General features: G+C 60.3%; 12 protein-coding genes. 8 read left to right on the top strand and 4 right to left on the bottom strand.

What is annotated here, in order from left to right; all coding sequences use genetic code 11:
* Positions 1–106 precede the first annotated feature (106 nt).
* Positions 107–967, bottom strand: a complete 861-nt coding sequence (locus tag PSET11_RS14210; protein WP_124092965.1) for a universal stress protein — start codon at positions 965–967, stop codon at positions 107–109.
* Between the two features lie 213 nt (positions 968–1,180).
* Between PSET11_RS14210 and PSET11_RS14205 the strand changes: the two genes are divergently transcribed.
* Together PSET11_RS14205 and PSET11_RS14200 are read left to right on the top strand one after the other, a co-directional pair.
* Entirely contained in the window at positions 1,181–1,642 is a 462-nt protein-coding gene (locus PSET11_RS14205) for a pyridoxamine 5'-phosphate oxidase family protein (protein WP_124092964.1), read from the top strand.
* Positions 1,643–1,691: 49 nt separating this feature from the next.
* Entirely contained in the window at positions 1,692–3,617 is a 1,926-nt protein-coding gene (locus tag PSET11_RS14200) for a heavy metal translocating P-type ATPase (protein WP_124092963.1), read from the top strand.
* Here PSET11_RS14200 and PSET11_RS14195 read toward each other — a convergent pair.
* The 3 genes from PSET11_RS14195 to PSET11_RS16660 form a co-directional block, all read right to left on the bottom strand.
* The gene (locus tag PSET11_RS14195; RefSeq protein ID WP_124092962.1) at positions 3,581–4,003 is read right to left on the bottom strand and encodes a pyridoxamine 5'-phosphate oxidase family protein; all 423 of its coding nucleotides are present in this window, start codon (positions 4,001–4,003) and stop codon (positions 3,581–3,583) included. The two genes, PSET11_RS14200 and PSET11_RS14195, sit on opposite strands and share 37 nt — an antisense overlap.
* A 234-nt stretch (positions 4,004–4,237) precedes the next feature.
* A complete protein-coding gene (locus PSET11_RS14190; protein ID WP_124092961.1) occupies positions 4,238–6,694 on the bottom strand; it encodes an HAD-IC family P-type ATPase in 2,457 nt (818 codons plus the stop codon).
* 11 nt (positions 6,695–6,705) lie between these two features.
* Positions 6,706–6,873 carry a hypothetical protein gene (locus PSET11_RS16660; RefSeq protein WP_160118989.1) on the bottom strand — a complete coding sequence of 56 codons (168 nt, stop codon included), beginning with the start codon at positions 6,871–6,873 and terminating at the stop codon, positions 6,706–6,708.
* Between the two features lie 244 nt (positions 6,874–7,117).
* Between PSET11_RS16660 and adhP the strand changes: the two genes are divergently transcribed.
* The 6 genes from adhP to PSET11_RS14160 all read left to right on the top strand — a co-directional run bounded on the left by adhP (position 7,118) and on the right by PSET11_RS14160 (position 12,923).
* Positions 7,118–8,128, top strand: a complete 1,011-nt coding sequence (gene adhP / locus PSET11_RS14185; protein ID WP_124092960.1) for an alcohol dehydrogenase AdhP — start codon at positions 7,118–7,120, stop codon at positions 8,126–8,128.
* Between the two features lie 89 nt (positions 8,129–8,217).
* Positions 8,218–8,514 carry a hypothetical protein gene (locus tag PSET11_RS14180; protein ID WP_124092959.1) on the top strand — a complete coding sequence of 99 codons (297 nt, stop codon included), beginning with the start codon at positions 8,218–8,220 and terminating at the stop codon, positions 8,512–8,514.
* An 85-nt stretch (positions 8,515–8,599) separates the two neighbouring features.
* Positions 8,600–11,008 (top strand): phosphoketolase family protein, encoded by a 2,409-nt coding sequence (locus PSET11_RS14175; protein ID WP_124092958.1) that lies wholly within the window; start codon positions 8,600–8,602, stop codon positions 11,006–11,008.
* A gap of 193 nt (positions 11,009–11,201) precedes the next feature.
* Positions 11,202–11,690, top strand: coding sequence for a universal stress protein (locus PSET11_RS17195; RefSeq protein WP_160118988.1), 489 nt, complete (start codon positions 11,202–11,204; stop codon positions 11,688–11,690).
* Positions 11,690–12,388, top strand: coding sequence for a response regulator (locus PSET11_RS14165; protein ID WP_124092956.1), 699 nt, complete (start codon positions 11,690–11,692; stop codon positions 12,386–12,388). The genes PSET11_RS17195 and PSET11_RS14165 overlap by 1 nt, the downstream gene beginning before the upstream one ends.
* Before the next feature lie 64 nt (positions 12,389–12,452).
* Positions 12,453–12,923: a pyridoxamine 5'-phosphate oxidase family protein gene (locus PSET11_RS14160; protein WP_124092955.1), complete on the top strand. Its 471-nt coding sequence runs from the start codon at positions 12,453–12,455 to the stop codon at positions 12,921–12,923.
* The last annotated feature ends 131 nt before the right edge of the window (positions 12,924–13,054 follow it).

Raw genomic sequence — 13,054 nt, 5'->3', positions numbered from 1 at the left:
GATTCGGGAACAGCAGGCAATGTTCCTCGCTGTCCAACTCAATCCGTTGGCATTGGAGCGTCTCCGGCTTGGAAAACGCCGCCGCTGACACGTTCCTGAACGCCTACTAGGAGTGCTTTACGTGACTGATTCTGGTGACGATCGTAGGGCAGGGCAGTTTGGTGAGGACTGCGTGTGCGGTGGATCCCATGAAGAGGCGCTTAAAGGTGCCACGGCCTCGGCTGCCGATCACCAGCAAATGTGCAGTGGCGGCCGCCGCGATCAGCGCCTCAGCCGCAGGATGGCGCGTGTCCAAAACCTGGTGAACCACCAAGTCCGGGTAAGAGGCTCTCAGTCCCGCTGCAGTCTCGGCCAACACGACACGGGCCTCCTCCGTGAGAGCCTCAAAGAAGTTCTTTTGCTGGACTCCGTTGCTTACCCAAGGGTCGGGTGTCCGGAACGCATGCAGCACGGTCAGTTCCTGGCCTTCACGGTCAGCTTCGGCTGCGGCAAAGGCAACAGCCTGGGTCGACTCCTCGGAACCGTCAACCCCAACCAAGATGCCCCGCCGGTTAGTCATGTCCTCCTGGCCGATAACTGCCACGGGGCAGCGCGCGACGGCGGCGACCTGCAGGGCCCGGTCGGTGAGCGAGCCACCCGGCCAGCCATGGCCTGAGCCGACAACGACGATTGATGCCTTCTTTGACCTCTTGCCCAGGGCGTACCCGGCTCCCCCCGAGACGAGATCGGTGGTGAGAGTAACGGTTGGCTCCGTTTTGGTGGCATGGTCTTTTGCAGCTGCCAAGAACTTGACGCTGGACTCCCGAATCCAGTCGTTGTAGCCGACGGAATCGAGCACCCAGCGATCGTCCACGGCATGCACGAGTAACACGGGTAGTGCTAGGGCGGCTGCCCGGTGCATTGCCCATCGTATGGCGGCCCGGCTGCTGGGCGAATCACTGACACCGACGACAATTGCTGCGTTCATGGCTGGCCCATTCTGATTCGACAAGGACCCCAGCGCGACAGCTGGGGATGTGTCACTCCAGTCTCCGGTGGCCACCTTCTGAGGGTTAGGGCCGGAAGTCCTGGGATCTCACCACCTATCGACGTTGGTCCAGTGGGTAGTCGGTGAATTTCGCAGACCGGATGGGACCAACGGCCCTAACAACGGCATTCTGCTGCCGCTAGCGTCAACGCCATGAATATAGATCAAGATGTCGTGGGACGTCTTGCCCCGGACGAATGCTGGGAACTCCTGAACGGGACCGCTGTAGGTCGTTTAGCGGTTTTGGTGGACGGGATTCCTGACATTTTTCCGGTGAACTTCGTCCTGAGTGGTGCCAGTGTTATTTTTCGCAGCGATCCGGGCACTAAGTATCGGAGCACGCTGGTGGACCCGAGCGCATTGGAAATCGATGGATACAACTCCTCCACAGGATTGGCGTGGAGCGTCGTCGTGCGCGGCCAGTCGCAGTTGATCGTGGATCCCCAAGAAATAGCGGATGCTAATGAGTTGAACCTGGAGCCATGGCAGGCAGGAAGAAAAAGCTGCTATCTGCGGCTCGTTCCAACGTCGGTCACAGGACGCAGGTTCAAAACCGTGCGCCCAGACATCTGGCGTACCCCCTTGAACGATCCGCGCCGGGAACAATTCCAGTGATCGGAACCTGGGGCTTGGAAGCAATCCACCGCGGCACCCCACACGACGGATGACGGCCAAGCTACTGCATCCAAGTCAACTCGTTGTACGTTTTCCGTGGGTAGCGGCCACCCTCTTGGTGATCCTATGCGTTGCGGCGTTGGCCGTTGTCGGCCAATCCGTGGCGGCCCAAGTGGCCGCAAGCATTTATGCCCTCGCCGTAGCTCTCTATCGCACATGGTCCATGGTTAGAGGGCTCCTACACGGGCGCTGGGGGATTGACCTGCTGGCCGTCACGGCTATCTGCGCTACCATCGCTGTGGGCGAATACGTAGCATCCCTGATCGTTGTGCTGATGCTGACGGGCGGCGAAGCGCTGGACCAATTCGCTCAAGGCCGCGCGACCAAGGAACTTCGGGCTTTGATAGACCGATCTCCCAGCATCGCCCATCGCGAACGGATGGGGAGTCATCTAGAGGACATATCGGTGGACGCAGTGTGCCCCGGGGACGTTCTCATGGTGAGGCCCGCTGAGCTGGTTCCGGTCGACGGAACATTGTTGTCCGACGGAGGTACGTTCGACGAGTCTGCGCTGACGGGAGAGAGCATGCCCGCCGAGCGAAGCACAGGAGAACTGCTGCTTAGCGGCTCCATCAACGGGTCCGATGCCATCCGCATGAAGGCTACGGCTACAGCACAGGATTCGCACTACGGTCACATAGTTGCCCTGGTTCAGGAAGCTTCGGCAAGCCGTGCTCCGATGGTTCGACTGGCGGACAAGTATGCGTTGCCATTCACTGCGGTTGCGCTGGTCCTGGCCGGAGTTGCTTGGTTCATCAGCCAAGACGCTGGCCGCTTCGCGCAGGTTTTGGTAGTGGCCACACCATGCCCTTTGCTGATTGCTGCACCAGTCGCGTTCTTGGCCGGCACCAGCCGGGCTGCTCGTTCTGGCATTGTCATCAAGAACGCAGGTACCCTCGAGCAACTCAGCCGGATCGGGACGGTGGTTTTCGACAAGACCGGGACTCTGACCCAGGGCAAACCAACCCTGACGGAAGTCCGGGTTGCGGCAGGCGGGGAATTCTCAGCAGAACGGCTACTTCAGTTGGCGGCCTCGGCTGAACAGTATTCGACGCACGTTTTAGCAGCCTCGGTCATAGCGGCAGCAGAGGCCCGGGGCCTGGTGCTGGTGCCGGCCACCAGGGCGAGTGAGCATGCCACGAACGGGGTCAAGGCTACCTGCGGCGCTCACCAGGTGGTGGTGGGCAAGCTTGCCTACGTTGGATTGTTGGTGAGTGAAATCGAACGGGCCTCACTGCCCAGCGGGCATTTGGGCATCTACGTGGGCGTGGACGGCCGATTTGCTGGCACCCTGATCATGAGCGATCCGCTGAGGGAAAATGCGAGGAACACGCTGGCCGCGTTCAGGCGGTTGGGTATTAGCGAAACGGTGTTGTTGACGGGTGATACGGCTAGTACTGCCGAACACATCGCCGCCGAAGCAGGCATCGGCAATGTTATTGCCGAGTGCCTTCCAGCTGACAAAGTCGCCGCCGTGGCAGCAATGCCAGTCAGGCTCGTCATGATGGTGGGCGACGGTGTCAACGACGCACCGGTCTTGGCCGCGGCCGACGTCGGAATCGCCATGGGCGCCAAGGGGGCAACTGCTGCCAGCGAGTCGGCGGACATCGTGATCATGGTCGACGACTTGTCCAGATCTGCGACGGCGGTCGAGATCGGTCAGCGGACGTCGAGAATTGCTCGAACCAGCATATGGGTAGGAATTACGCTGAGCCTCACCTTGATGGTAGCTGCCGCCTTTGGTTTGATTCCCGCAGTGGCTGGCGCGCTGCTGCAAGAGTTGGTTGACCTTGCCACCATCCTGAACGCGCTCAGAGCCTTAGGACCAGGACGGTCCGACCGCCGGGCCGCTGCACTCCAGGGAGCGCAGCAAAGAACTCAGTATCGTTCTGGCTCATCACCAAGTTCAAAGTAACGGCCGTGGACGCGGGCAGGAGTGATCTCGACATAAGTGTATTTGCGTGTCGGTATCCACGGTTTAAGCGGTAGCTTGTTGGCTTCGTCGATCTCCTTTTGCGATTCGATCACTCGTGCTGTTCCCTTGAGTACAACGCTCCAGGCTTCGCCGTCCACTACCTCATCCACTTCAAAGGCGACCCGTGCATTGACAGTCAACTCAGCTAGTTTGGTTCCCGGATTCGTTCTCACCAGCAGGGTCTGATTGTGGACTATGAAATTGGTTGGGTAAATGTCCGGTTCATCTAGGACGCTTAAAGCCAAGCGACCATACTGGCACCGTTCGAGGACCTTCCAGGACTCGTCGTCAGAGAGGACAGTTCCCGGTCGCTCGTCATTTTCCATAATTGTCGTCTCCTGAATTGAATTCCTAATGGCGGGCTAGTCTGGCTATTCGCTGGTCCGAGCCTAGGTTTGCGGGCCGGACCCCACCAGAGTCCAAGGTCCTGAGATGCAGGCTCGTTGCCCGCAGAATGACCCCCGACGAGCGGTCCTTATGGTTCAGCGGAGAAAGCCCATTCCCGGTTCACCCGCGAAGCCACCATCCCGGCCTGACCAAGCCAACGACAAAATCAGCTGCTACTGAGACTTCGGCCGTCTCAGGGACGACACGGGATTTGAATTCCGGACTGAGCCGGCTGTGAGCTGGTGCCGGTGGTATCTGAACAGGACCTCTACTGCCAGTGCACCGATGAGACCTGTCAGGATTGAGGCAGCCAAATGATCGGGGGCAAGGGGGACGAGGTCCAAGAAGGTCACCGACAATGGAATGGACAGGAGTGCGGTGAGAGCACCGTACATGACAAGGATAATCAGTACCCGCCAACGGTCCAGCGGCCGCGAGAGCACGACCAGGACCCACAAACCGATGATGGCCAGTACGAGAAGGGAACCGGTTCGCGCCGAAGCTCCGGCGTCCAGCCCCGTTTGCCGTGCGTACAAATTGATGGCGACCACGCAAAGTGCCACCACGACCCCTGCTGGGACGGCGAAGGAGAGGGAACGTCTGAGGAAACCGGCCTGGTAGCGGCGGGAGTTCGGCATGAGGGCGAGGAAGAACGCCGGAATACCAATAGTGAGCCCATCTGTGACAGATAACTGCCGCGGAAGAAAGGGGAAGTCCCAGAGGACTAGACCGAAGGTCACCGACAGGAGGACGGCGTATACGGTTTTGGTCAGGAACAACATGGAAACCCGTTCGATGTTCGCTATGACCCGCCGCCCTTCCGCCACGACACCGGGAAGCCTGTCGAAGCGGCCATCCAATAGGACGAGGCGGGCCACGGCCTTGGTTGCCGCTGCTGCTGAGTCCATTGCGATGCCTAGATCGGCTTCCTTCATGGCCAGTGCGTCATTGACGCCGTCACCGGTCATCGCCACCACGTGCCCGCGCAGCTGCAAGGCCCGAACCATTTCGCGTTTCTGTTCCGGGGTCACACGACCGAAAACCGTGTGGTGTTCCATCACATCGGCCAGCTCGACCGGGTCTTCCGGTAGCTGACGGGCGTCGAAGCCGTGATCGACGGCGATTCCTACTGATCCGGCGATCGAGGCCACTGTCCGCGGGTCATCCCCGGAAATGATTCTCAGTTCAACGCCTTCCTCACGGAAGAAGGACAGCGTCCGCGCAGCATCGTTCCTTAAGGTTTCGCGGAATGTCAGGAGCACAACGGCAGTCAGCCCAGCGGGGAGGAGCGGATCTTCTGGATTCAGAGGCGGAAGATTTACGGTGTGGGCGAGGACCAACGTTCGTTGACCGGTGGATGCAAGTTTCCCCGCCAAGTCGAGAGCGTGTTTATGGGCGGGGGTATGGTCCAGGACAAATTCGGGTGCGCCCAGCACCCATGTACCGGTTCCCGGAGTTCCTGTGGACACAGAAATCGCGCTCCATTTCCGTGCCGAGGAAAACGGGATGATGGCGTGCGGTTTGAGGGTCTCGTCATGGGGAAAGGGACCGTTCAGGCAGCGGGCTGTGACATTGGCGTTTGGGTCGGCGCCGAACCATCCCAGCACCTTTTCCCAGCCTGAGGGGAGAATCTCAGCGCACACGTGGGTGGTGTCTAAGCTCAGCTGGCCCACGGTGAGGGTACCGGTTTTGTCCAGGCACAACACATCGACCCGGGCTAGCCCTTCAACCGATGCCAATTCCTGGACGAGAACTTTCTGGCGTGCCATGGTTACTGCGCTGACGGCAAATGCGACGCTGCTCATGAGGACCAGTCCCAGCGGGATCATGGCAATGATGCCGGCGATTGCGCCGATCGCGCCGTCTTTCCAAGCCCCGGTGCTCAGAGCTACTTGCCAGCCGCCATGGCTTTGCATCTGGCTGTTCGCGACGATAGGGATAATGGGTATCAGCGCCAGGGTGATCCAGCCGAGAAACCTATTGAGGTCTTGGCGGATCTCTGAATGGACCAGTGTGAAGCGTTTGGCCTCTGATGTCAGCCGGCCAACGTAGGAGTCCATGCCCACCCGGGTAACTATTGCCTCGCCGTTGCCGCTGACAATAATGGAGCCGGAAAGCACTTCGGACCCCATGATCTTATTGGCTGCCGCCGATTCTCCTGTGAGGAGGGATTCATCGGCCTCCAACCCAACGGCAAACAGTAGCGCGGCGTCGGCGGGTACCTGGTCGCCCGCACGTAGAATCAGCACATCGTCCAGCACGACGTCCTGGATATCAACGTCCTCAATGAGACCGTTCCGGCGGACACGGGCCCGGGGTGCGTTAAGGATCGCCAGCCGATCAAGGGATCTCTTGGCTCGGAACTCCTGAACCACGCCGATAAGTGCGTTGCCGACAGCGGCGAAGCCGAACAAGGCATCCTGCCATTGCCCGATGAGCAACAGCAGCACGAAACTACCGGCAACAATTCCATTGAAAAGGGTCAGCACATTGGAGCGAAAGATTCCCCACAAGCTCCGGCTCGAATGGTTTGGGGCGACGTTGGTCAGCCCGCCTTTGACCCGCGCCGTCACCTCTAGGGTGGAAAGGCCCTTCACGTCCGCGGCAGGGGCCTGAGCAACGGTGGCCATTCCGCCTGCTGTCACGGTGCCCACCGCTCAGCGAGCCGATACAGCACCGTGTGTGCAAAGACACTGACCAGCGGAAGTATGAACGCAGCGGCGAAGCTCAGAGCAAAGAACGCTGCGGCGACAGCCAGAGGCCCGGCGTAGACGAGGAGAATCGGGGACAGAGAAAGGTCCGCGGACATGGAGGACGCCCTCAAAGTGGTGGATCACGATCAATGGAGAACACAAGCTTCCTCGCCAGCGTCCTCTCCCACGGCTGACGCCACTAGAGCACAAAGACATATGGGCCCTCTGCCATGGCCCTGACGAGCGAGACCAAGGAGGGTCTTTCTGCTCTGTGCAGCCGTGGCCCGCGGGTTCACAGTATGTGAATGGGTGCCTGCACAGCCGCCCTCAACCGATGCACACACAAATCGAGGGAACTTGATGAAAGCCGCCGTTGTAACAGCCTTTGGGGAATCTCTTCAAATTCTTGACAGAGCGATTCCGGAGCCAGGCCAAGGGGAGGTCTTGGTCCGGATGGAGGCATGCGGGTTGTGTCACACCGATATCCATGCGGCGCAGGGTGACTGGCCGGTCAAGCCGACGTTGCCTTTTGTCCCGGGGCACGAAGGAATCGGCATCATCGAAAAGCTGGGCGCGGGGGTATCCGCCCGGGTGATTGGGGAACGGGTAGCCATTGCCTGGCTTGGATACGCCTGCGGTGAATGCCGCTTTTGCATTGACGGACGCGAAACCCTCTGTGAATTGCAGCAAAACACCGGATACTCACGCGACGGAGCTTTCGCGGAGTACGCGGTGGTCAATGCACGGTTCGCAGTACCAGTGCCGGAAGGTATCTCGCCAGCGGACGCGGCGCCGTTGACCTGCGCAGGCCTGACCACGTATAAAGCCCTGAAAGTTGCACACATCGCTCCAACCGAACGGGTAGCGATCTTCGGTATTGGCGGTCTGGGGCATCTGGCAGTGCAGTATGGCCGCATCATGGGCGGTTCCGTGATTGCGGTGGACATCGAAGACTCCAAACTCCAGCTTGCCAAGGATCTGGGCGCTGAGCACGGCATCAATGCCAGGGAGGCAGACCCTGTAGCAGCGATCAAGGACTTGGGGGGTGCAGACGTTGCCGTGGTGCTGGCCGCATCGCCACGGGTCTTCGAGCAGGCATTCGCTTCCCTGAACCGTGGCGGCCGGCTGATTTGCGTTGCCCTGCCGGCCGATCAGCAGATGAGCATTTCCATTTTCGAGACCGTCATTAGGGGACTTTCGATCATTGGCTCCATCGTCGGCACACGACAGGATCTGGCTGAAGTCTTTGCTCTGCATGCCAGCGGCCGGACCCGAATCATTGCCGAGCCGCGAAGCCTGGACCAAATCAATGAGTCCATGGCAGACGTAGCCTCAGGCAGGATCCTCGCCCGCCTAGTCATCGAGTACTGATTTCGATGATTCTCGGAACGCGACCACAGCGGGCAACTCTTGACCGCCTTGACTGGCGGGGACTCGCCAGAAAGAGGACAGCTGCACCGATGACAACATCTTGGCCCAGGCTCAAGGTTCTTGTCCGAGTCGAGGTCGACACGTCCAGCGCCGACATCCGCGTTCTGGGAACTTTAAGTCCCCAGAACCTCTATGCCCTGACGAGCATCATCCGCCGAATCAATGCGATCTGTCCTGGCATTCCGATTGTCTTGAATCTCACCGACGCAAAGCTAGGCATGTTGGTGCCGACAGACATCATCGGATCAAGTTTCGTGGGCACCGCCGCCGGATACCCGATGCTCCCGCATCCCCGCCTCACGGTTTTGGCCCCCACAACAACGTAGACAGTGGGCAGAACCAGCTATCGGCACCACTAGACGCGACGTGGGATCAAAGCTGGCTCGCCACCATAATTGAAAAGGTCATGCCATGGAAGAAGGAATCACAGAACAGCCCTCCGCAACCCGGGAGTCGTTCGCCGCGTTGCATCGGTACTGGGAAGCAGCGAACTACCTGACGGTGGCGCAAATCTACCTGCAGGAGAACGCATTGCTCCGACGGCCCCTGACGGCCGGGGATATCAAGCCGCGGCTGCTGGGCCACTGGGGGACCAGCCCCGGAATTTCACTCATTTACGCCCATCTGAACAGGCTCATTCAGCGGACGTCGGCTGAGGTACTGTTCATTGCCGGCCCCGGCCACGGCGGTCCTGCCGTCGTGGCGAACCTTTATCTGGAAGGAACCTATTCAGAGGTCTACCCGACGATCAGCGCCGACGAGCGTGGCCTCCGTCTACTGGTCCGACAGTTCTCGACACCTGGGGGAATACCCAGTCACGTAGGCCCGGCAACTCCAGGATCCATCCATGAAGGCGGGGAGCTCGGCTATTCGCTCATGCACGCTACGGGTGCGGTTATGGACAACCCTGATCTCATAGCCGCCTGCGTCATTGGCGATGGAGAGGCGGAAACCGGGCCGTTGGAGGGTTCGTGGAAAGCGCCGTCCTTCATTAACCCCGCTAGAGACGGAGCGGTCTTACCGATCTTGCACTTGAACGGACACAAAATTTCCGGGCCCACTGTTCTAGGCCGAACCTCTGACCACCAGGTTGAAGAATTGTTGCGGGCCCACGGATGGGCCCCGGTGACTGTCAGCGGGGACGACCCACTAGCGGTGCATTCTTCACTTGCAGCAGCGATGGACGCCGCCTACGCCGAAATCCGCTCCATTCAAACTACTGCGAGAGAAATCGGGGTCGCCGGCCAGGTGCTGTGGCCGGCGATTATTCTTCGGACTCCCAAAGGATGGACTGGTCCGGCGGAGGTGGACGGGCTTCCGGTTGAAGGAACGTACCGGTCGCATCAAGTGCCGTTGGCAGGGGTCCGGGAGAACCCCGAGCACCTAGCCCAATTGGAGAAGTGGCTCACTTCCTACGCCCCAGAACTTCTCTTCGACGCGGAGGGATGTCTCATTCCGGAGCTGGCGGCGCTGGCACCCCTGGGCGTTCTCCGGATGGGGTGTTCCCGGCCGAGAAACATCAAGGCCCTGGATATCCCGGACCTCGCAGCCTATGCACTGGACATCTGGCCCAGAGGGCGGGTGTACCACGAAACCACCAGACCGCTGGGAAAACTGCTGCGGGATTTGTACGTGAATACGGCAGAAAATCCACGGTTTCGACTGTTCTGCCCCGACGAGACGAACAGCAACCGCCTTGGTGCCGTTTTCCAGGCCACGGATCGGTGCCTCATGCCAGCTCCCGGACGTTGGGAGCACCCGGTGGCTCAGGACCAGGTTTCACCGGACGGCAGGGTAATGGAAGTTCTATCCGAACATTTGTGCCAAGGCTGGCTTGAGGGCTATCTCCTAACTGGCCGTTACGGGCTGTTCGCCACGTACGAGGCGTTTGCCATGGTCAGCGCCTCCATGACCATCCAGCACGCCAAGTGGCTTCAGCATGCCCGCGGGCTCGAATGGAGGGTTCCCGTGCCGAGCCTGAACATTCTGCTCACATCAACGTGCTGGCGCAACGACCACAACGGCTTCAGCCATCAGGGTCCCGGACTGGTTGACGTCGTACTCTCGCTCTCGGGAACCGTAACCCGGGTCTACCTACCCCCGGATGCCAATTCCCTATTGGTAGTGGCCGAGCACGCCTTGGGCAGTCAGGACTACGTCAACGTGATTGTGGTGGACAAACAGTCCCACGCGCAGTACCTAAGCCTGGACGAAGCGCGGGAGCAGGCCGCCGCAGGAGCCTCTACCTGGGACTGGGCGGGGCACGAAACGGCCCGCGACGGAACGCAAGGCGATGCCCCCGACATAGTCCTTGCCTGCATCGGAGACGTTCCCACGGAAGAGACACTCGCCGCAGCCTGGCTTTTGCGACACTACGTACCGACGCTGCGGACCAGGGTTGTCAATGTCATGGACCTCATGGTCCTCCCACCGGCCTCAACCCACCCACACGGGATGACCGACGACTACTTCGCAAGGCTCTTCACGACCGACACGGACGTCGTGGTTGCCTGGCACGGATACGCCCGCGCCCTCCACCAGCTCCTGCACGGCCGGCCACACCCGGAACGATTCCATGTAAGGGGATACAGCGAGCAGGGAACCACCACCACGCCCTTCGACATGGTGGTTCTGAACCGTATGAGCCGTTACCACCTGGCAGTGGAAGCCATACAAAGGGCAGGGCAAGAACTTCCCGGCATGGCCGAACTACGGGATCACTGCAGCGATCAACTTAAGGCGCATACCGCCTACATCGCAGAGCACTTCCAAGATTTACCAGAGATACGATCCTGGCAGTGGACGCCGCACCAAAACTAAAGAGTGGGACGCGGGACTCTCAGCTCCGTCAATGGTTGTCTGGCCAGAAACTGTCCCCACGCGATTGTTGGGCTCCGGACTCTGCATCGCACCGGGCCCCCGGAGCTGATGTCCTTTGGCACTGTGCAGACCCGAGGGAGCCCCGCAGACTGAACAGCAGGCGTACAAGTAGCAATTGGAAAGAGGAGCCGGAGTGGAGCGCACGGAAGCAGCACCCCAAATCGTGGTCGGAATCGATGGTTCACAGTCGTCGATTTCCGCCCTCCGCGAAGCCCAAAGGCTCGCAAGAAGCGCCGGCGCTTCGGTTCCCGCCCTCACCGTGTGGGAGCGTCCGGCTCTCACGGGCTCAGTAGTCCAAGGCGGAGCCTCGACCAGCGCAGCCGAGGCCTCAGCTACTCTCACCGAGGTCCTGCTGAAGGTCTACGGCCACCACAGCCTGCCTGAGAGCCGGTCGATGGTCGTCCACGGAGACCCCCGTGCGGTTCTCGTCCGGGCCAGCCTCACGGCCCTCATGTTGGTCATCGGACGCCGCGGGTTCGGAAGCCTGTACGGTCTGAATACGGGAACAGTGAGTTCGGCGTGCGTCGCGTACTCCCATTGCCCCGTGCTAGTGGTTCACAAACCCACCCAGATGGACGAATCAGCAAAAGCTTCTCGCCTTGCAGACCGAAGGAGAACGTGATGTCAGAGACGGTCCCAAGGGTTGACGAGCCGGGGAGTCCCGCGACAGCGCCCTTGAGGCTCTATGTCCTGGATGACCATGAATTGGTCCGTCGCGGCCTGCAGGAACTCCTCGTCAGTGAAGGATTCGAGGTCGTAGGGATGTCGGGGTCTGCTGAGGAAGCTACCCGGCGGATTCCGGCGCTGCGCCCGGACGTCTCCATCTTGGATGCACGCCTTCCCGACGGAACGGGCATTGAAGTGTGCCGCAGCGTGCGGTCCGTCGATCCGTCACTGAAGTGCTTGATCCTGACCAGCTACGATGACGAAAAAGCACTGCAGGGCGCTGTTCTGGCTGGGGCCTCCGGGTACGTACTCAAAGAAATTGGCAGCTCCGACCTCCTCGGTGCAATTGCCACGACAGCGCGGGGAGAATCACTCTTCGACGACGCGACCCGCACGTCCATCCTGGCCGGTCTCACCGCAACAGCTCCAACAGATCCGCGGGTGGCCACCCTCACCCAGCAGGAGAGACGTGTTTTGGACTTGGTCAGCCAAGGACTGACCAACCGCCAGATCGGGCAGTCAATGTCCTTGGCAGAAAAAACGGTCAAGAACTACGTTTCTTCTATGCTGGGCAAGCTCGGCTTCGAACGCCGCACGCAGGCGGCTGTCTTCATGGCCGACATCCGGACACCGGCGGCCAAACGGCACCAATAACGTCAGTCCAATTCAGGGGCTAAGGGCCCTGTGCAGCCAGCTTCCCAGCGCACATCATGGCGTTATGATAAACCAGCCCCCTGTATCAGGAACACAAGTCCTCACCGCCGACCGCTGCTGGGGCTTCTTGAGGGAAGCAACCGTCGGTCGGCTCGCTTTTGTTCTCAACGGGAAACCCGAGATCTACCCTGTGAACTTCGTCGTGGATCATGGCAGCATGGTTTTCAGGACGGCCAACGGACGCAAACTGCTCGCTCTGGCCGATGGCGGAGAGGTCGCTTTCGAGGCCGATGGAACCACCAACGCTGGTGCTGCCGCCTGGAGCGTCATCGTCAAAGGAAGGGCTGTGGCGATCAGCCGGACCGACGACTTGCTGGACACCGTTTTCCTGCCCCTCCACCCTTGGGAAAACGGGACAAAGGAACGCTTTGTCCGTGTCACTCCAGAAACCATCACTGGCAGACTGTTTTCCGTGGCTGGCCTTGCCGCCTGGCAGCCGCCACTTGACAGTGCGACGCGCGCAGGCGCCGAGTAGTAGGTACTACCGGTGACAGGGACGAAGCCCAGGGCCGACAGTCGGGGGCATAACCGACGGAAGGGTGCGGGGTCATCCAACCGCGGAGGTAGAGTGATGTGCTTACCGTGAAACATGGCAGAGCTCGCAAC

Source organism: Arthrobacter ulcerisalmonis (assembly GCF_900609065.1).
In the GTDB taxonomy this organism is placed as follows: Bacteria; Actinomycetota; Actinomycetes; order Actinomycetales; family Micrococcaceae; genus Arthrobacter; species Arthrobacter ulcerisalmonis.
This window is presented reverse-complemented; position numbering and strand designations above follow the sequence as displayed.